The following is a 19,680-nucleotide window of genomic DNA, read 5'->3' on the forward strand; positions in this document are numbered from 1 at the left end:
AATGTTATGTTTATATTAGATGCCCACTTAGATCTCAGCATGAATGCGATGGAATGGAATCGAGATTTGAGAAACGATGTTCCAACTTTACGAAACTTAGAAAAAGGAATGACTGACAAACCAGATCGAGAACGTGCAACGGTTTCTTTTCCTGATCTCAGAAGAGGTAATATCGGAATTGTGGTCGCGACTCAAATTGCAAGATTTGTAAAACCTGATAGTATTATTCCTGGGTGGAATTCTCCAGAACAAGCTTGGTCGCAAACACAAGGTCAGCTTGCGTGGTATAAAAGCATGGAAGAAGCTGGGCAAATGACGCAGATTACAGATAAAAAATCGCTTTTAAATCATTTTAATTTATGGAATAACGGAACTCCAAACGACAAAAAACCAATTGGATATATTTTGAGTTTGGAAGGAGCAGATTCTATAATAGATATTTCTTATTTAGAAAGAGCCCATAATTACGGATTGAGAGCTGTTGGCCCCGCACATTATGGTCCTGGCCGATATGCAAACGGAACTGATGCAACTGGAAAAATGAATCAAAATGGCATCGAATTATTGAAAGAAATGGAGCGTTTAAATATTATTCTCGATGCAACGCATTTGTGCGATGATGCTTTTTGGCAAGCCTTGGATCATTTTAATGGCGCCGTTTGGGCAAGTCATAACAATTGCAGAGCTTTGGTTGATCATAATAGGCAATACAGTGATGAAATGATCAAAGCTTTAGTTTCAAGAGGAGCTGTTATTGGCGGCGCTTTAGATGCATGGATGATGGTTCCAAATTGGGAAAGAGGTATTTCAGATCCTAAGAAAATGAATTGTAATCTCGAAACCGCCTTCAAACACATGGATCATATTTGCCAGCTTGCAGGAAATGCAAATCATATTGGAATTGGTTCTGATTTGGATGGCGCTTTTGGAACAGAACAATGTCCGTATGATTTAGATACGATTGCTGATTTACAAAAACTGGTTTTAATTTTTAAAAGTCACGGTTACTCTGATGAAGATTTAAAGAAAATTTTTCATCAAAATTGGATTGATTTTTTAGTAAAACATTGGGATTAGATCACAACCAGACTTGGAACGGCGCTTTTATATGGCTTTAGTTTTTCGTGAGTAGGTTCTTCCTCAGTAATAACATAGTTTACTTCAGACAAACTCGCAATTTTCATTTTAAGAACCGTATTTAATTTTTCCGTAATTGTTAAAACTGCGGTTTTTTTAGAAGCCTGAATCATTGCCTTTTTTACCTGAACAGTTTCCCAGTCCGAATCAGAATAACCACCGTCTACGTCTAATGCATTTGTTCCCAAAACCAAAAGATCTGCTTTTATGTTGGCTAATTGATGAAAAGCTTCTCCGCTCACACACATTTGACTGTAAGAAGAAATACTGCCGCCAATCATGATCGTTTTAATATTGGGCTTATCTAAAAGTTGTACGGCCGTTAAAGCTGTAATGGTAAAAACGGTTAAATTAAGATCGTTTGGAATTAATCGGATGAATTCACGAATGGTAGTTCCTCCGTCAACAATCAAAACCATTCCGTCATGAAGTAGTCCGACTGCTTTTTGAGCAATAACCTGTTTGGCTTCGACTGCATAAGTCTGGTTAGATGAAGAATAGTGATATCCTTTGGTCATTGCGCCGCCTTTTACTTTAATCAAAAGTGCATCAGCGTCGAGTTCATTAATATCACGGCGAATAGTATCTTCAGAAACACCAAGTTTAGCTGAGAGAGTTTCAAAACTTACACGCGTGTGCAGATTGATCTCTTTTAGAATATGATTTTTACGTTCTTCTTTACTATAATTTAAAACTTCATTTTCAGTACTCATGCCGATTGTTTTTTTTCTTATTACAAAAATAAACATTTCAGTAAATAATTCATTGAAACCAAAAGCTCGATTATTAATAAAAAAATTTAAAAATCTGATTTTAAAACCATTTACTATCTTTAAAACTCCATTTTAATAAATTCTAAAGTTTTTCTTTTATGAAAAAATTCCTTTACCTTTTTTTTGTTCTCTCTTTTTTAAATGGAACCGCTCAAAATTTCCAGCAGAATAACTCTATTATTCCAGCTCCAAATTTCTACAAATTAACAGGAGACAGTATTCGTATAATTGGAAAAGTTCAAATCAATTTTGTGAATAAAAATTACAGTGAAAGGGAATTTAAATCGGCTCAAATTTTAGAAACGGCTTTCAATTCTCAAACTGCTTCAAAGAAATTAGATGTAAAAATTGACTTTAATACAAATGTGAATTTCACATCAAAAGAAGCCTATAAAATCGAAATTACTTCTAAAAAAATTATAGTTTCAGGAAAAGAAGAAGGGTTGTTTTATGGAGTTCAAACTTTACTTCAGCTTCTTCCAAACAAAATTTCAAAAGAAATCAAACTTCCTTGTCTAATTATTGAAGATCAACCCCGATATTGTTACCGAGGCCTGCATTTAGACGTCTGCCGTCATTTTTTCTCTGTTGCTGTCATAAAAGATTTTATCAGACAAATGTCCAGCTATAAATTAAATAATTTTCACTGGCATTTAACCGACGATCAAGGATGGAGGATCGAAATAAAAAAATATCCTAAACTGACCGAAGTTGGTTCAAAAAGAGCTCAAACTTTAGTGGGAAATAAATTTGAACGATCGCCATTTTTTTTCGACGGAAATCCATACGGAGGATTTTACACTCAGGAAGAAATTAAAGAAGTTGTAAAATTTGCCGAAGATAATTATGTGAATGTAATTCCAGAAATCGAAATGCCGGGCCATGCTTCCGCCGCCGTTACAGCATATCCAAATTTAGCTTGTTTTCCAGATCGAAATTATAAAGTTATAGAATTGTGGGGTGTTTTTGAAGATGTATTTTGTGCGGGAAAAGATGAAACTTTTATTTTTTTAGAAGATGTTTTAACCGAAGTCATGGCATTATTTCCAAGTAAAAATATTCATGTCGGCGGAGACGAATGCCCAAAAACAAGATGGAAAACCTGCCCAAATTGCCAACAGAGAATTACAGCTTTAGGTTTAAAAGATGAGCATGAATTACAGAGTTATTTTATTAAAAGAATTGAAAAATTCTTGAATGCTAATGGAAGACAGATTTTTGGCTGGGATGAAATCCTCGAAGGTGGACTCGCCCCAAACGCTGCCGTTATGTCTTGGCGTGGAGAATCGGGCGGAATTCATGCGGCAAAACTGAAACACCCAGTTGTAATGACACCAGAAGGAACGGTTTATTTTGATTACAATCAGGGATATTCTCCAAATGAACCGCTTACCGTTGGCAGATTAAGTACTTTGGAAAAAGTATATCAGTACAATCCAACTCCTGTAGATAGTTTAACGGTTGAAGAACAAAAATATATCATTGGAGTTCAAGCCAATCTTTGGTCTGAATATTTAACTAGTCCTGCAAAATTAAACTACATGCTTTATCCTAGAATTTTTACTCTGGCTGAAATAGCATGGACAGAAACTCCGAATAAAAACTACAACCATTTTATTCAAAATCAACTGCCCTATCATTTAGAAAAGTTAGAATTAGAAGATCGATTATATAAAGTTCCAACGCCTTTTGGTGCTGATGAAATGGCTTTAATTGCATCAAAATATATTTTAGATTTAAAACCAACTATAAAAAACGGAAAGATCTTTTATACAATTGACGGTTATAATCCTGATGAAACGGCAGAATTGTATCAAAATCCAGTGACCATAAATATTCCAAAAGGAGAATATCGAATCATCAAAACGATTCAAATCAGCGAAAGCGGTAAAAGAAGTTCTATTAATAAAATCATCGTTCAAAATCCAGATTTAAAATCAGCCTTGGCCATTCAGCCTAAGAAAAATGGTTTGAAATATGAATATTATACAGGAACATTTAAACAAGTTCTGGATTTGGAGCTTTCAAAACCTGCAGCGACAGGAATTTTTGAAGGCAAAATTAGCGTTGAAAAATGGAAAACAAAATTAGAACGTTATATTGGTTTAAAATTTAACGGATACATCTTTATACCTGAAACTGGAAATTATACTTTTTCGACCCTTTCAGACGACGGATCAAAGCTTTTTATAGACAATGAATTAATTGTTGATAATGACGGCATTCATTGGGCAAATGAAGATTACGGAGCAGTTAAACTAGAAAAAGGTTTTCATAAAATCAACATCAGTTATTTTGACTTAACCGGTGGCACAATTTTAAATTGTTTTATTCAGAAAGAAGGAAAAAAGAAAGAAGAAATTACCGCATCGCAATTATTTTATGAATAGACAAAACATAATATTCAATAAATTAAAAAAAGGAAGGCTGTTACTAATCCAGTAACAGCCTTCCTTTTTTTTTATATTAGAATAGAATTATCTTCTACCCCTGAAACCACCGCCTCTAAAACCGCCGCCGCCAAATTGGCCTCCGTTATTTCTAAAATTACTGTTGTTTCTAAAGTTTTGGAAATTTTGATTTCTCACTTCACCCTCCGATCTGGAATTTTCAAAATGATCTAGATCTCTTGTTACATTTTGTCTTCCAGCTTCACCTAAAGGTTTTTCTGGTCTGCCCAATGTCTGATCTGCTTTTGGAAAATTATCAGCACGATCGCCAAGACGATTGTTTTCTCCTAAAGGTTTATTTGCCAGTCCCGATTCTCTATCCCTTTTCGGTAAGTTATTAAAATCTGGTTTATCAGCTTTACGCTGTGATCCACCGAGAGTTCCGGCTTGAGTCCAGCCTCCATTTCCATTATTATAATGACTCCAATTCCCATTTTGGTCTCTTTTATAAATATGTCCGTCATGTCCTGCGTACATATTGTTATTAGTATGAATAGTCGTTCCGCCGCCTCTTCTATGCGTGATAACACCTTTATTTCCACCAGAAGTTTCATACCCAACCGCGGTGCCTCGTCTTGTAGTGACATGCCCCGTTTGAACCCAATCACGTCCGTTTGTTGCAGCCGAATGACCCCATTGTGCGTAAGCATTATGTCCCTGAATAGTTTGCCCGTAATTTCCTGTCCACGGATTATAAGTATTGGCCGCAGTCCTACCTCCGTACCATCCTTGCACACTTGCAGAACGTCCGTACCTGCCTGTTGCTGGATTATACCAAGCAGATGTTCCAGCAGCACCGTAAGGTCCGTAAACCCTTCTTCCGGCTGCCCAGCCCCCTGTCCACGGATTATAAACGGCTCCCGCTCCATAAGTACATGGCCATGGTCGGTAAATTGGATACAATCCTCCGTAGTAATAATAAGGCGGGTAGTAATATCCTGTACCATAAGTTAAAATTGCACCAACAGTTGCTCCTATTATAAAGGCTCCAAAATAACCTGCAGTTGTATTACTTTCTACAGTTGTATCAGTCACATTAGTTTGAGTAACATATGTTACATTATAAACAGGCGAACTTGGTGGAATGGTATAAATTTCTTTGGGAACAGAATTTGTAACTTTCCAAGGTCCGTTTGGACTTGTAGACATAAACCACACAGCTTGAAAGCACAGATAATACAGATCACCCACTTTTATGACTTTTTCCTGCGTATTGCTGGCATACTGCATTTTTGTTCCTTCGATTGGTTTAAATTGAGGCGTACCATCGTAAACGACTTTTGCTTTTGCTTCTGCATCAGCTTTGTTTACTATTGCAGTTGTGGGCACCTGCGCTAACATTACGGCATCTTTTGCTTCCTGAGTTCCAGGAACAGAAGCCAAAACACTTGCCCTTGGAGAATCTTTTGGAATTTTGGCAAAATCTGCAGGAAGATTATTCCCTGCATAACTCCACGGTCCGTCCAAGCTTTTAGAACCAAACCATCTTCCTGATAAAAGCACATAATATTGTCCCTGCGCTTCATTGGCAAAAACATCATTTTCTGTATTATCAATATACAATAATTGAGTGCCTGGTATTTTTTCAAATTTTGGAGGGCCAATTACTAAGATTAATTCAGCAGGTACTTTGCTAAAGAAAACATTTGGCGCAGTACCTGATTCTGGAGGCGGAATCATTTTTTTAACTTCGTCGAAATTTTGTCCCGATGGCAGATTTTTCAAACCATCTGGAAGTTTTGTCGCTTTTATCCATTTACCGTCAAGTTTTTTAGAGCTCAGCCAAATATTCTCGGCAAGTAAATAATAATCACTAGTAGTTTTATCAAAAAACAAATCCCAATTTGTATTTACCACATACTGGATCTCTGATTTTTCTACAGGAACCAAAACAGGTTCTCCCTGAACAATTAGCAATATTGCTGGACTTGAACTGTAAAAAATTGGCGGTGGAGTATTTTGCGCAGCAATTCCTTTCGCAGGACTTGTAGTTTTATCTAAATCTGCCAGGATACGATCCACAGAAACGGGATCACCTCCTTTCGGAAGTGTTTCTTTGAATAGCTTTTCCATTTCGGGAATCTTTTTTTCATCAAGAGCTGGAAAGCGAACATCGGTTACTTTAATATCTTTAAAGAAAACACTTCGGCTGTCTTTATCTACTAAAGTTGACGCTTGTAAAGATGCAACACCCAAAACTTGCTTTCCATCCTTAGGAGTTAATGAAAAAGCTAGTCTTGCTTTAATTTCCTTGTGGTCATCCCAGCTATCGACCTGCGGCTGATAATAAACCAGTTTTGTCCCATTATTTGTTATCTCGCGCGGCCAGCCATTATCAGCAATATCTGTAGAATCTTTCTGATCGGCTACAGCCATTTTTTGATCATCGACATCTTTCTCTTTTTTGCAAGATAAAAGAATGTAGGCACAACATGTAATTAGTACTAAAATCTTTTTCATAATATTAGAATTAGATTGCTTTATAAATTGAAAATTATCTTTTTGCTCCTCAAAACAGCACGTGGATTAAAACACTGCTTTTACACTGTAAATCTGTTGGTTAAAATTAGACTTTGACTTACAAAAAATCAAAATTTGAGAATGCTAGTTGGTTTCAAATTATAAAATGCTACAAAAAAACTGCACCATTATAAAAATTACTACGGTAGAACATATGACCTTAAGCAGGATTGACATTCAAATAGATCACAAAAAAAACGCATTCAAAAATGAATGCGTTTTTTTATATAGTAATTGGATTTTTATTATCCTTTCAAGCTTGCTGCTAAATACTCACGGTTCATACGTGCAATATTTTCAAGAGAAATTCCTTTTGGACATTCGATTTCACAAGCTCCTGTATTTGTACAGTTACCAAAACCTTCGTGATCCATTTGGTGAACCATGTTTAAAACACGATCAACTGCTTCAACTTTACCTTGTGGCAATAATGCATATTGAGAAACCTTTGCAGCAACGAATAACATTGCCGATGAGTTTTTACAAGTTGCAACACATGCTCCACAACCAATACATGCAGCAGCATCAAATGATTTATCTGCATCGTGTTTGTTAATTGGAATTGTATTCGCATCTATTGTATTTCCTGAAGTATTTACAGAGATAAATCCTCCTGCGTGTTGAATTCTGTCAAAAGAACTTCTGTCTACAACTAAATCTTTAATTACTGGGAAAGCTTTTGCTCTAAATGGCTCGATAAAAATTGTATCACCATCTTTAAACATACGCATGTGTAATTGACAAGTTGTAACACCTCTGTCTGGTCCGTGTGCTTCTCCATTAATGAATAATGAACACATTCCGCAGATTCCCTCACGACAATCGTGATCAAATGCTACTGGCTCTTCTCCTCTATTGATCAATTGTTCGTTAAGAACATCAAGCATTTCAAGGAAAGACATATCTGGTTCGATTCCGTCGATTGGGTATTCAACGATTCCCCCTTTATCTTGGGCGTTTTTTTGACGCCATATTTTTAATGTAAGTTTCATTTTGTATAAGTATTAAGTATTAAGAAATAAGTATCAAGACTTTTTTCAAATACTATTTATAGCTTCTTTGAACTAATTTAATGTTTTCGTAATTAAGAGGTTCTTTGTGTAATACGGCGTCACTTGGTTTTCCTTTGTATTCCCAAGCTGCAACGTATGCAAAGTTTTCATCATCACGAAGTGCTTCTCCTTCTTCTGTTTGATATTCCTCACGGAAGTGACCACCACAAGATTCGTTACGGTGTAAAGCATCTTTCGCGAACAATTCTCCTAATTCTAGGAAATCGGCAACACGAGTCGCTTTTTCTAATTCCTGATTAAATTCGTTAGCGCTTCCAGGAACTTTTACATCTCTATAAAACTCTTCACGTAAAGCAGCAATTTCTTCGATAGCCTCAGTTAAACCTTTAGCGTTACGAGCCATACCTACTTTATCCCACATGATTTTCCCCAATTTTTTATGGAAATAATCTACAGAATGTTTTCCGTTATTGTTGATAAATCTGTCGATTTGATCTTTTACATTTTTCTCAGCCTCAACGAATTCTGGTAAGTCTGTAGAAATTGGACCCATTTTAATATCTGGAGCTAAGTAATCTCCAATAGTATATGGTAATACGAAATATCCATCAGCTAAACCTTGCATTAAAGCAGAAGCTCCAAGTCTGTTTGCTCCGTGGTCAGAGAAGTTAGATTCTCCAATTGAGAAACATCCAGGAATTGTAGTCATTAAGTTATAATCAACCCAAGTTCCACCCATTGTGTAGTGTACCGCTGGGTAAATCATCATTGGTGTTACATAAGGATCTTCGTCTACAATTTTCAAGTACATTTGGAACAAGTTTCCGTATTTACTTTTCACAATTGCAGTTCCTAATTTCGTAACCAAAGCGGCATCATTAGCATCTAAACCTTTTACGTAAGCTTCTTCAGTTCCGTAACGTTTGATCGCTGCAGCGAAATCTAAGTAAACTGCTTCTCCAGTTTTGTTAACTCCAAAACCAGCATCACATCTTTCTTTAGCTGCACGAGACGCAACGTCACGAGGTACTAAGTTACCAAAAGCAGGATATCTTCTTTCTAAGAAATAATCTCTTTCTTCTTCAGATAAATCAGTTGCTTTTTTTCTTCCTTCACGAATTGCCTGAGCATCTTCTAATTTTGCAGGAACCCAAATACGACCGTCATTACGTAACGATTCAGACATCAAAGTCAGTTTTGACTGGTGATCTCCAGAAACCGGGATACATGTTGGGTGAATTTGTGTGTAACAAGGATTTGCAAAAAACGCTCCTTTTTTATGAATTTTCCAAGCTGCTGTTGCGTTACTTCCCATAGCATTTGTTGAAAGGAAAAATACGTTTCCGTATCCTCCAGAACCAATTACTACCGCGTGAGCAGAATGTCTTTCTATTTCTCCAGTGATTAAGTTACGAGCGATAATACCTCTCGCTTTTCCATCAACGATTACTAAATCCAGCATTTCGTGACGGTTATACATTTTAATTTTTCCACGACCAATCTGACGGTTCATTGCAGAATAAGCTCCTAACAATAATTGCTGTCCAGTTTGTCCTTGTGCATAAAATGTACGAGAAACCAAAGTTCCTCCAAATGAACGGTTATCTAAAAGTCCGCCATATTCACGAGCCAATGGTACCCCTTGAGCCACACATTGGTCAATAATATTTGCAGAAACTTCAGCCAAACGGTGAACGTTTGCCTCACGTGCACGGTAGTCACCTCCTTTTACAGTATCGTAGAACAATCTGTAAACTGAGTCACCGTCACCTTTATAATTTTTTGCCGCATTGATACCCCCTTGTGCAGCAATAGAGTGCGCACGACGTGGTGAATCTTGGAAACAAAATGCTTTTACGTTATATCCTAACTCAGCTAGAGTAGCCGCAGCAGAACCTCCAGCCAAACCTGTACCAACTACAATAATATCTAAATTACGTTTGTTAGCAGGGTTTACTAAATTAATATGATCTTTATAATTTGTCCATTTGTCCGCTATAGGACCATTTGGAATTTTTGAATCTAATGCCATTATAATTGATATTAATTATTGAAATGATGAAATAATGCGATAATTACGAAAAGTGCTGGAACAACAACTGCGAACCAGTAACCTACTTTTGCTAAAAATCTTGAATATTTGTTGTGCATCCCCATTGATTGAAGAGAAGATGCGAACCCGTGCCATAAGTGGAATCCTAAAAGGATAAAAGACACGCAGTATAATCCTGTACGGATTGGATCGTGAAATTTATGAACTAACTCTCCATAATACCTTGTAGCATTTGGTACTTCTCCTGCTATATACTTATAGTTAACTTCAGGAAACCAAAAATCATAAAAATGCAATCCTAAGAATGCCAAGATAACCAATCCAGAAATAATCATATTTCTAGAACTCCAAGAAGCATTTGCCGCTCCGTTGTATTTTGCATACGCAATTGGTCTTGCTGCGCTGTTTTGAGCTGTAAGAACAAATCCCATTACGAAATGGAAAATTACCCCGAATGCCAAAACTGGCTGCATTACATATTGTATCAGCGGATTGTATCCCATAAAGTGAGAAGCTTCGTTAAAAACATCTTCACTAATAATAGAAATAAAATTTAAGGAAACATGCAGCGCTAAAAACGTGATTAAGAATATTCCCGAAAGAGCCATAGCTACTTTCTTTAAGATGGAAGCATTCAACTGTGCAGATTGTGCCATAAGTGTTTAAGTAGTTTGTTTTAAAAAATTAGACAAAAATAACTCAATTACAAAAGAACTACAACCATTTCGTTGTTATTTATAATGATTTTAAAATAGCCTAGTTCTACGTATTTTTACGTACAAAAAATATACTGCTAAAAAATAATTCACTATAGCAATTCTCAAACCACTGTTTTCTAAGTAAAATCGAGAGAAATCAATTCTAAGTAGATTATCAAAAATTATCATATTGCTATTTTATTCAAAGTTTTGATTTGTTTTCTTTAAAAGTTTCACTGCGCATAAATTTTGTCTGAGTAAAAAATTGTCATTCCGCAACATAGTTTTACCTTTAGCGGCTCAAAAAAATAAGAATGAAAACAGGAATTGATGCTATTTCTTTTGATGTAGCAAACATACATTTACCCATAAAAACTTTGGCGGCTGCCAGAAATATTGAACCAGAAAAATTAGAAAAAGGTCTCGGATTACTAAAAATGACTTTCCCAGACGTTCATCAGGACACGGTTGTTTTTGGAGCAAACGCTTTAACCAGACTTATTACTGATAATAAAATCAATCTAAACGAAATAAGCAGAATCTATGTTGGTACCGAAAGCGGTATTGACAGTTCAAAACCAATCGCTTCTTATTTGATTAATTTAATGGAGCAAAAATTTGGTGAAGATTCATTAGCAGAATGCGATGTTGTCGATTTTACTTTTGCCTGCATTGGCGGTGTAGACGCATTACAAAACTGTCTGGACTTTGTAAAATTAAATCCGACTAAAAAAGCAATTGTAGTTACGACTGATTTTGCCAAATACGATTTGAATTCAGGCGGAGAATATACTCAAGGGGCCGGGGCTGTTGCAATGCTGATTACCTCAAATCCAAAAATTATTGCTTTTGATGATAATTGGTCAACGAGCACAAAAGGTGTTTTTGACTTCTTTAAACCTTACAGAACTATTTCTAAAGAAGAAATTACACAAAACACTAACAATGATTCTTGGTTTGACAATTTAGAAGCCGAAATCGAAATCCACAAAGACCAGCCCGTTTTTGACGGTCAATATTCTAACCAATGTTATATGGATCGTACTCGTAATGCTTACTTTTCATTTAAAAAATTAAAAAACACGACCGAAACTCTATACAACACTTGGCACAGTATTGTGATGCACTTGCCATATTCTTTCCAAGGAAGAAGGATGTTATCTGAAATCTATGCTTTAGACAGCGCCGAAAAAATTATAGCCGATGATATCGCACCTGCAGATTATCAAGTTAAAATTAAGGAAGTAGCAAAATCTGACGATTACAAAAGTTTTGTAACTGAGAAATTACAGCCTGCTGAATTAGCCTCTTCTTTAATCGGGAATCTGTATACAGGTTCTATTTTCATGGGACTGTTATCGACTTTGGCTCATTTTCATGATACAAACAAAGAAGTTGCAGGAACTAAATTCGGTTTCCTAGCTTACGGAAGCGGATCGAAATCTAAAGTTTTTGAAGGAACGATTCAGCCAGAATGGAAATCGGCTTTAGAAAATGTGAAACTTTTTGAAAATTTAGCTGAAAACGTAGAAATTGATTTCAATACTTATGAAAGTCTTCATAAAAAAGAACAAAAACAAAGTGTAAGAACTCCAAAAAACGAATGGGTTTTAGATCGAATCGAAAAAAAGATTCCTGTTTTGATTGGGGCGAGATATTATAAATGGGTTGATTAAGAAATTCTAAATTTTTTATCCCGAGGCTTCGGGACCAGATTCCAATAAAAAAACCGAAGCGATTTGCTTCGGTTTTTTGTTTTTATACCATACAGTTTGTCATCCTGAGCGAAGTCGAAGGACACGCTAGTAGCTCTAAAAAGATTGGCGATTTTACATGCGGAATTTCTAGTGTGATTTCTCCTTCAGTCGAAATGACAAGATTACGCTAAAAATTTTGTCAAAAACTACAGAAACCTTTTTTTATTCCATAGAGCGGTCTTTTATAAAAATCATTGAGAATCAATAACTTCATAATGTTTTTTAACATCTTTTAATATCGCATAAGTGACATCCATATTTCCTTCCTGATTTCTTCTTGCCCAAAAGCTGTAAATCCAAACTGCTGTCGCTTTAGTATTATAGTCAGTTTTTCTATTTTGCTTAGAATTTCTCGTGATCAAACCCCATGTTTTTTTTGAAACAAAAGGACTGATTTGACTAAAATGATCATTTGGAAACTCTTTTTCAGCACCAGAAGTCATTGTTTTATAAATCATATCTAGTACTTCAATTTCACCTTTATTTTCATTTTCAGCACGGGAAATATCATCTCTGCTCGAAATTAAAACCTCTATAAGTAAATCTACATTTGAATCGTTATATATACTTCTTGACAAGAGCGCAAACAAAATTGGTCTGTAACTTTCATATGCACCTCTAAGTTCATCAGGATTCTCTCTTAACTTATCCGTGAGAAGCTTCGTTTCATATACATATTCATCAGCATGTAACCCAATTTTAGTTTCATTTCTATAACCTGTTAAAGACTGGTTTTTCCTTAAATACAAAAAATCTGCGAAAAAAAATTTTATCTCGTTACTTATTCTAGAATCGCTATATTCTTCATCATATCGATTCCTCAAAAATCCAGTAGATTTTATATTAGAGGTATTCATATCTCTAAAACCATAATAATCCTCTACATATTTCATTCCTGATCCAATTACTTCAGTGTCTTCTACAGTACTGCTATCAATTACGGCCAGTCTTTCATCTACTAACGGCATTACTTTGATAGCGTCAAACATTACATTTAAATAAAGTTCCGAAGTAGCCATGTTTCCAACCCCAATAAAGAAAGCACCTCCAAAAAGAATTAGCGAAAGAAAAATCATTAAAGCACTGAGCATTTTACTTACCTCATTAACCTTTTCTTTTACCTTTAAAAAAAGACCAATAATTAAGCTTACTGCTATTAAAAGAACTATGAAAATACAGAGCTTTAAAATAAAAGCTTTATACTCTTCTGCTGCACTTCTGAAACCTAAAGCAAAAGCAATGAGAGAAGTTAAAAACATAAAACTCCCAAAAATTACATATGTAAAAAAAGAAATGGTCCAAAATCTATCTTCATCTTCTTTTTCAGAATGATTTTTTGATGAATCAGAATAAATAACTGTTAATACTAATCGCTGTACTAGAATAGAGATACCTAATAAAATAAGAGGAAAAAAGCCAATTAAGAATAATGGGATTTTTGTAATTATCGAAAAATATTCGTCATACTCTACCTGATAAAAGGTACAACCTAGTGCGACAAGTATGAAAAACTGAACTATTAAAATTATTTTATACAATTTTATCATTCTTCAGAATTTTCATAATGTTCTTTTATTTCTTTTAAAATCAAGGCTACTTCTTTCAAATTCCCTTCATTATTTCTTCTGGCCCAAAAACCATAGAACCATCTCATATCGGATGATAAATAAAAATCGTTGGAAACTTTTAAAGCATAAAGTTTTCTAACCGTTTCTTCAGAAAAATTATATTCAAAGGTTTCAAAAAAATCAGTGTTATCTCCTTCGTCTTTTGCATTGGACTTCATTACTTTGTACATTTCACTAAGCAAATCTTTTTCACCACCAATATCGTCGTGAGCCAATAATAATCCTTCTACAATTTTATCAAAATGAGCCCTGCGATAGGTATTTTGGGATACAGCGCTGTAGAATACAGGTTTAAATGTTTCAAATTCAGAATAAATCTCATCAGGTTTATTTCTTAAATTATCTATGAAATTGAGGAGATAATAATCATCTTTATAAGAAACTTGTTCTTGCTGTGCTATTTCGATCAAATTTCTAATATTAAAAAATTGTTCTTTACCATCGGTTCCACCACAATTCTCAATTAAAGAAATCCAAGATTCATACAACAAAGTGGCAGTGTCTTCGCTTTCGTCGTCAGCTTCTTCGCTTTCGCCATAATCTTCATAAACTTCTTCTTGATTTCCAGTTTGTTTTTGTGCTTTAGCAATGAAATGTCTTTCTGAATTTTCTATAAATACTGAAACAAAAACCAATTCAAAAACAGTCGAAACAGTTAGGATTAAGAAACTAAATATCAAGATAACCGTAGCCAATGATTTATTTGTTTTCCAATAGAGACCAGTCGCTAATAAAAAAGAGGCCACAACCAAACTGATTATAATAACTAGCAGGAATCTAGAAAAAATTATTACATAAAAATGAATCGGCTGATCAATAATTAAAGCATCTTTTTGAAAAACCAATATTGAAAACATACCAATAACGAACAATAAAAAAACGTTGCAATAGAAGGCAAATTTCCAAAAGTTCTGTTTACGTTTTCTTTTCACAATTTCTTCATCATCTTCTGGAGCATCTGGCGTTTTTGGAAACAAAGTAAAAAGGGCAACCATACAGCAGACAGCAAAAAAAATTAAAGGCAACAATTCGCCATAATTAAATTCGTAAGGATGAAGTTGTCTAATTTTCAGTATTTTTTGCTCTCTGAAATTGGAAACAATAAAAAGACCAAGTAAAAGAAGGGGGATAAATTGTAGTATTACGGCATTTTTAAAAAATCTGGTTTTACGATCCATATTAAACTTTTGATGTAGGAATTTGCTCAAAACTATTAAAAAAAATTTAACTCGAAAAATATTGCTAAAAATGATTTTTGAATTTCAGCATTTCAAAACCTTTGTAAAAGTTTTAAACTTTGATAAAGGCCACAGCACAAACAAGCATCAATCCTTTTTATGCTGTTCAGTATAGTTTTGATTGCCTTTAATTCGAGTATCTTCAGTATGCATTCCGTTTGCCATTCCTAACATAAAGGCTGTAATTATGATTAAAAATTTTCTTTTTATCCAATGAAGAAGTGGTCGCTTAGATTGCTCCAAGCGAGAATTTTTATTTTGTTTATACATTTTGAAAATGATAAATGATTAGACATTATTGTATCATCTGTGCTTAAATAAATTTTCTTAAGCGACGTATAAACTTTTCCCGAAGTGTTTTGAAATGATGATTTCATTTATAAAAACAGATTGATTTATAAATGAAATTAGTTTTTGATGAAGCAGATCTTGCAGTTTCTGGAGTTTTTCAATTTGAAAAGTAAAAACATTTTCAACTTTCAGAAAATTTAAAACAATTGAAAATCTTGTTTTACCATAAGAAGTAACTTGACCGAATTTATATAAACGAGAACTTTTAAGATTTACTTCTCTTCTTAAAACTACAAATGAAGACTCGTAATATTCTGCCGATTTAGATTGAGCATATAAAGTACCATCACCCGCAATCACAACAAAAGTCAGAAAGAGTGCAATTAAGTATTTTATATGTTTTTTCAATTTATTTATGAATCATTTTATTTTGTGAGACAAAAATACGAACTAAAATATTTTTTTTAAGCTACTCTTTCAGTTCATTATCTTCTTTTCCGAACAGCAAAAGTCCCAATCCTAAAACAAAAACCAGACAGCTCAAAACCATCAAAATCCCATTTTTCAAAGCAAAAAAAGAAATTCCAACAGCGACAGAACCAACAATTACCATTAAAGATTTTATAGTTTCGGTCTTTATATAAGCAAATGCATGCAAAGCCAAACCAAGAAAAAGCAAAGAGGGACCAACGGCCACAAATGGATAAAAAATGAATGGTGAATTACTGATATGCTGGCTTAACTGTTCTTTTGCAATTTCATTATTTCCATAACTTGACATTATAAAATCGATTGTACAAAGTCCGACATGAGCAATAACACCTAAAGTTGTCAGTGCAGAGGCAACAGAATTTATTTTGTTTTTAGGAAATACATCATTAAATGACAACAAAAAACAAGCTCCAATTAAATTAAACCAATGCGCAAAATCTATTGAGTCGCTAAAACTTGGCAAAAGTTTGGAAAAGAATAAATAACTGATTAGAAAAAACACTAATCCGATCAAGCAACGTTGTTTTGTATTCATAGTTTGTTTTCTCAACTTTTATTGTTTATAAATCGTTAACTTGTTATGACTCAAAGTAAAACCTAGATTTTCATAAATCGCAACGTTCTCTATTCGTTTTTTATTTGTTGTAACTTCAATACTTTTTAGATCATTTTGAACAGCAAAATTCTTGATTTCATTGATTAACAAACGTCCGACGCCTTGACCTCGGTATTTTGGATGAATGAAAAATTCCTGAATTTCGCCAACCAATCCGCAATGATGTAAAAGATTTTGGGTGTGGAAACTAATAAAACCTAAACCTTCATTTTCATTTTCAGCAATTAGGTAAAGATTTTTTGGGTTTGAAACATTTTCATTGAATATCGTTTCAAATATTTTAAAATCTAAAATTTCATTTTCGAGTTCACAAATTGCTTTGTAGACGAAGTCTAAGTCGTGATTTTCTACTTTTCTGATGTTTACTTTTAGATTCATAACTCTAACTAATATCAGTCAGTTTTACAATCTTATCGTCCAAGAATTGAAAAATCGATTTTCCCTTCATATTCAATTCCTGACCAGCTTTTAATCCGTTTGGAAAATCTATTGCTAGAACAGCATAATAATCAATATCAATTATTGCTGTAATCTCATCTTGCTTAATTGATGTAATAGTTTGTTTTCGTGCTGAGAAATATTCTTTGCCTTTTTCGGCCTGGACTGTAAATTCTTTTATTCCAGTCAAAGTCAAGTTGATTTCGCCATTTTGAATGTTTTCAAAAATAACCGATTCGTCAAAATCGGCAATCATTTTATCAATATCAAATTGATTATATCCTTCGATATAATTTTGAATTATTTTTTCTTTGTTGTTCATAATATTTCCTTCAATGTTTTTATTACCTCTTTTTCGGCTCAATAAGCCATTCAATAGCAATAACTTTTGAACATTTATCTTTCACATCACTTCCCGCCCAATCAATTAAAATTGCGGCACCATCATTTTTTATTTCATTTTTAACAAAATCAAATGTTTTTATAGCTCCAACAGAAACTTCTCCACTTAAATCAAAAACTATATTTTTTGTTTTCGTAAAAACTGAATATAAAGAAAGTAACTTTTTTTGACTATAATCAAGGCTTTTTACTTTATCATTTTTAGAAATACCATTTTCTTTAAAGATTTTTGGAACTGAGTGTTCATGCAAATTTGTATTTCTTTTTAACTACCTACTTACTGTTATAGAATTAAAAATACGTTCAAATCTTGATTCTTTAAAATTCTCAGCAAAAGTTAAGGCATGTAATATCTTTACATTCTCATGTTGTGTTTTTCCTGTAAAAATATCTGTTAACTCTGCTTTCATTTCATAAAAACAAACTGTTCCATGTATATGAATGAGAAGCAGTTCTCCTTTTCTAAGTTCAAAAGCCGGTATAAAATACTCGCTAGTTTTTATTCCTTTACTTTCAATTAATAGCTCTTTCATTTCTCAAGTCGTTCAAATTTCTGTTTATACTTTTGAACATAATTATTCCATGTTTCTTTAAAAACTTCATTATCATAAACTAAAGCAGCATAGTCAACTGTTTCCTGGCTAAAATGATTTCCAAAAATATTATTCAAATATTCAATTCCTGAATCAATTACTTTTTTTAGAATTTGTAATTTATCAATCCCACTTCCTTTACAGGCTTTATCAAGCCATAAGCCCTTTCCAATTTTTACATATTCTACGAGAAGACTTTCGGTAATATATTTAGACGGAACATCATTAATATCCGGCTCATGTCTTCCGTTTTTAAAAACTAACAGAATCAATTCTTCAGAATAATATTCCTCTGGAATTAATCTTAACAGTGTACCGCTTTCAGTAGCTTTAAAACATAATTCTTTTGTGATAAACTCGTCTGGAATAACCTGAATTGCAAAACCATCTTTACTGACTAATCTTTCGCAGAGTTCATATGTTATTAAGTCCTGATCGATAAATGGCAGAGCGTGGAAGGTTTTATTCAATGCAAAATTACAAAGTTCTTCGGTTTTAAATTCTTTTGGAACTAGTTTTAGATTTCTATAATTTTCTAAAACACTATTACGCCAGTATTCATAAGTTTTAGCGGGTGGATTATTTTGTTTTAAAACCAATTCGCCTTTTGCTAGCTCTCTTTCTAATTCTTCAAAAGTTTCAATTAGCGGATTATCAAGTAATTTTCGGATTTCGTTTGAAATAATTTCATCACCTGTTTCATCATCATATTCACATTCATTTTTTGGATCTACATCATCGGCTCTGTCATTATAATAGAACAAATCATTTTTTCTTTCTGCAAATGTTGTATTATGATCATTAACAATAAAAACTGGAGAATCAATTAACCCCGAACAATTAAAATTACCATGATTATAATAAGTCATCACAACTTCTTTTACTGTAATTTTCCCTTTTATTTCAACATTAGCGCCGCCAAGTAAAAGACTTTGACACATTACATTTCCGTTAATAAAAACATACGGACCATAATCGCCTTCTGCATTAATAATCGAACCGCTGATAGAAAAATTTCCATTTATAAAAATGCCTTCTATTCTTATTCCTTCTATCTTTTTAACTGAGAGGTTTAGCAAATTGGCAAGCCATTTTCTCTCTTTCTCTTCATAAAGATCTAAATAAAAATTGCCATCAAAATTTACATCTTCGTCTGCAATGAGAAAAAAATCTTCATTTTCCCATTCGTCAAAATAATCGAACTTTTCATCTTCTGTTAAAAAAGGATATTTTGTTTTGATTTCGGCTATTGTGATTAATTTGAAATTGATTGTGGTCATTATATCTAAAAAGAAAATTAAACTTAGTAAGTACAAATTAACATCATCTTACTGACATATTCTCACATACTCAGTTCTTTTCTTACAAAATTTATAACAACTTCCTCATATCAATCTTTGTCGAATTAATACCGTGATCTCTCCTTTGTCGCAATGACATAAATTGAGAAAAATTCTTTAATCCCTCAAATCTGTGGCTAAACAATTAGAACCAAAACAAATAAGAAAACTTTAATAAATCAATCTTGTGCCACTTCTTCAAAAAACACTAATTTTGAAATTCGAAGTTCAAAAACGAAAT

Annotated in this window: 17 protein-coding genes; 3 read left to right on the plus strand and 14 right to left on the minus strand. The window is 33.7% G+C overall.

The window, feature by feature from the left end; translation table 11 throughout:
- Window positions 1-6: 6 nt before the first annotated feature.
- Window positions 7-1,077, plus strand: a complete 1,071-nt coding sequence (locus tag EDB96_RS19575) for a dipeptidase (RefSeq protein ID WP_134142682.1) — start codon at window positions 7-9, stop codon at window positions 1,075-1,077.
- Here EDB96_RS19575 and EDB96_RS19580 read toward each other — a convergent pair.
- Entirely contained in the window at window positions 1,074-1,850 is a 777-nt protein-coding gene (locus EDB96_RS19580) for a DeoR/GlpR family DNA-binding transcription regulator (RefSeq protein ID WP_134142683.1), read from the minus strand. The genes EDB96_RS19575 and EDB96_RS19580 overlap by 4 nt on opposite strands.
- A 158-nt stretch (window positions 1,851-2,008) precedes the next feature.
- On the opposite strand from EDB96_RS19580, the gene EDB96_RS19585 reads away from it, so the two are divergent.
- Window positions 2,009-4,300 carry a family 20 glycosylhydrolase gene (locus EDB96_RS19585; protein ID WP_134142685.1) on the plus strand — a complete coding sequence of 764 codons (2,292 nt, stop codon included), beginning with the start codon at window positions 2,009-2,011 and terminating at the stop codon, window positions 4,298-4,300.
- Between the two features lie 87 nt (window positions 4,301-4,387).
- Here the strand turns inward: EDB96_RS19585 and EDB96_RS19590 are convergent, their stop codons facing one another.
- From EDB96_RS19590 to EDB96_RS19605, 4 genes are all read right to left on the minus strand, one after another.
- Entirely contained in the window at window positions 4,388-6,820 is a 2,433-nt protein-coding gene (locus EDB96_RS19590; RefSeq protein ID WP_134142686.1) for a hypothetical protein, read from the minus strand.
- 305 nt (window positions 6,821-7,125) lie between these two features.
- The gene (locus tag EDB96_RS19595; protein WP_057115183.1) at window positions 7,126-7,872 is read right to left on the minus strand and encodes a succinate dehydrogenase/fumarate reductase iron-sulfur subunit; all 747 of its coding nucleotides are present in this window, start codon (window positions 7,870-7,872) and stop codon (window positions 7,126-7,128) included.
- 52 nt (window positions 7,873-7,924) lie between these two features.
- Window positions 7,925-9,925, minus strand: a complete 2,001-nt coding sequence (locus tag EDB96_RS19600) for a fumarate reductase/succinate dehydrogenase flavoprotein subunit (protein WP_057115184.1) — start codon at window positions 9,923-9,925, stop codon at window positions 7,925-7,927.
- Between the two features lie 11 nt (window positions 9,926-9,936).
- On the minus strand, window positions 9,937-10,602 hold the full coding sequence (locus EDB96_RS19605; RefSeq protein ID WP_134142687.1) for a succinate dehydrogenase cytochrome b subunit: 666 nt from the start codon (window positions 10,600-10,602) through the stop codon (window positions 9,937-9,939).
- 356 nt (window positions 10,603-10,958) lie between these two features.
- Between EDB96_RS19605 and EDB96_RS19610 the strand changes: the two genes are divergently transcribed.
- On the plus strand, window positions 10,959-12,320 hold the full coding sequence (locus EDB96_RS19610; RefSeq protein ID WP_134142689.1) for a hydroxymethylglutaryl-CoA synthase family protein: 1,362 nt from the start codon (window positions 10,959-10,961) through the stop codon (window positions 12,318-12,320).
- A 272-nt stretch (window positions 12,321-12,592) separates the two neighbouring features.
- On the opposite strand, the gene EDB96_RS19615 is transcribed toward EDB96_RS19610, so the two are convergent.
- The 9 genes from EDB96_RS19615 to EDB96_RS19660 all read right to left on the minus strand — a co-directional run bounded on the left by EDB96_RS19615 (window position 12,593) and on the right by EDB96_RS19660 (window position 19,379).
- The gene (locus EDB96_RS19615; RefSeq protein ID WP_134142691.1) at window positions 12,593-13,948 is read right to left on the minus strand and encodes a hypothetical protein; all 1,356 of its coding nucleotides are present in this window, start codon (window positions 13,946-13,948) and stop codon (window positions 12,593-12,595) included.
- Window positions 13,945-15,207: a hypothetical protein gene (locus EDB96_RS19620; protein WP_134142693.1), complete on the minus strand. Its 1,263-nt coding sequence runs from the start codon at window positions 15,205-15,207 to the stop codon at window positions 13,945-13,947. The genes EDB96_RS19615 and EDB96_RS19620 overlap by 4 nt, the downstream gene beginning before the upstream one ends.
- A gap of 387 nt (window positions 15,208-15,594) precedes the next feature.
- Window positions 15,595-15,966, minus strand: a complete 372-nt coding sequence (locus EDB96_RS19630) for a hypothetical protein (protein WP_134142697.1) — start codon at window positions 15,964-15,966, stop codon at window positions 15,595-15,597.
- A gap of 61 nt (window positions 15,967-16,027) precedes the next feature.
- Window positions 16,028-16,585: a hypothetical protein gene (locus EDB96_RS19635; RefSeq protein ID WP_134142698.1), complete on the minus strand. Its 558-nt coding sequence runs from the start codon at window positions 16,583-16,585 to the stop codon at window positions 16,028-16,030.
- 18 nt (window positions 16,586-16,603) lie between these two features.
- On the minus strand, window positions 16,604-17,044 hold the full coding sequence (locus EDB96_RS19640) for a GNAT family N-acetyltransferase (RefSeq protein WP_134142699.1): 441 nt from the start codon (window positions 17,042-17,044) through the stop codon (window positions 16,604-16,606).
- Window positions 17,045-17,048: 4 nt separating this feature from the next.
- Window positions 17,049-17,480: a nuclear transport factor 2 family protein gene (locus EDB96_RS19645; RefSeq protein WP_243839385.1), complete on the minus strand. Its 432-nt coding sequence runs from the start codon at window positions 17,478-17,480 to the stop codon at window positions 17,049-17,051.
- Window positions 17,449-17,757: a hypothetical protein gene (locus EDB96_RS19650; RefSeq protein ID WP_134142703.1), complete on the minus strand. Its 309-nt coding sequence runs from the start codon at window positions 17,755-17,757 to the stop codon at window positions 17,449-17,451. Before EDB96_RS19650 ends, EDB96_RS19645 begins: the two co-directional genes overlap by 32 nt.
- An 18-nt stretch (window positions 17,758-17,775) precedes the next feature.
- Window positions 17,776-18,039: a hypothetical protein gene (locus EDB96_RS19655; protein WP_134142705.1), complete on the minus strand. Its 264-nt coding sequence runs from the start codon at window positions 18,037-18,039 to the stop codon at window positions 17,776-17,778.
- Window positions 18,036-19,379, minus strand: a complete 1,344-nt coding sequence (locus EDB96_RS19660) for a polymer-forming cytoskeletal protein (protein WP_134142707.1) — start codon at window positions 19,377-19,379, stop codon at window positions 18,036-18,038. Before EDB96_RS19660 ends, EDB96_RS19655 begins: the two co-directional genes overlap by 4 nt.
- Window positions 19,380-19,680 lie beyond the last annotated feature (301 nt).

The organism is Flavobacterium sp. S87F.05.LMB.W.Kidney.N (assembly GCF_004366435.1).
GTDB lineage: Bacteria > Bacteroidota > Bacteroidia > Flavobacteriales > Flavobacteriaceae > Flavobacterium.

Excerpts from the sequence above, each read along its gene's own strand:
- EDB96_RS19660 (WP_134142707.1), bottom strand. The coding sequence starts at position 19,379 with ATGACCACAATCAATTTCAAATTAATCACAATAGCCGAAATCAAAACA.
- EDB96_RS19605 (WP_134142687.1), bottom strand. The coding sequence starts at position 10,602 with ATGGCACAATCTGCACAGTTGAATGCTTCCATCTTAAAGAAAGTAGCT.
- EDB96_RS19655 (WP_134142705.1), bottom strand. The coding sequence starts at position 18,039 with ATGAAAGAGCTATTAATTGAAAGTAAAGGAATAAAAACTAGCGAGTAT.
- EDB96_RS19635 (WP_134142698.1), bottom strand. The coding sequence starts at position 16,585 with ATGAATACAAAACAACGTTGCTTGATCGGATTAGTGTTTTTTCTAATC.
- EDB96_RS19640 (WP_134142699.1), bottom strand. The coding sequence starts at position 17,044 with ATGAATCTAAAAGTAAACATCAGAAAAGTAGAAAATCACGACTTAGAC.
- EDB96_RS19620 (WP_134142693.1), bottom strand. The coding sequence starts at position 15,207 with ATGGATCGTAAAACCAGATTTTTTAAAAATGCCGTAATACTACAATTT.
- EDB96_RS19610 (WP_134142689.1), top strand. The coding sequence starts at position 10,959 with ATGAAAACAGGAATTGATGCTATTTCTTTTGATGTAGCAAACATACAT.
- EDB96_RS19590 (WP_134142686.1), bottom strand. The coding sequence starts at position 6,820 with ATGAAAAAGATTTTAGTACTAATTACATGTTGTGCCTACATTCTTTTA.
- EDB96_RS19595 (WP_057115183.1), bottom strand. The coding sequence starts at position 7,872 with ATGAAACTTACATTAAAAATATGGCGTCAAAAAAACGCCCAAGATAAA.
- EDB96_RS19600 (WP_057115184.1), bottom strand. The coding sequence starts at position 9,925 with ATGGCATTAGATTCAAAAATTCCAAATGGTCCTATAGCGGACAAATGG.
- EDB96_RS19615 (WP_134142691.1), bottom strand. The coding sequence starts at position 13,948 with ATGATAAAATTGTATAAAATAATTTTAATAGTTCAGTTTTTCATACTT.
- EDB96_RS19575 (WP_134142682.1), top strand. The coding sequence starts at position 7 with ATGTTTATATTAGATGCCCACTTAGATCTCAGCATGAATGCGATGGAA.
- EDB96_RS19580 (WP_134142683.1), bottom strand. The coding sequence starts at position 1,850 with ATGAGTACTGAAAATGAAGTTTTAAATTATAGTAAAGAAGAACGTAAA.
- EDB96_RS19585 (WP_134142685.1), top strand. The coding sequence starts at position 2,009 with ATGAAAAAATTCCTTTACCTTTTTTTTGTTCTCTCTTTTTTAAATGGA.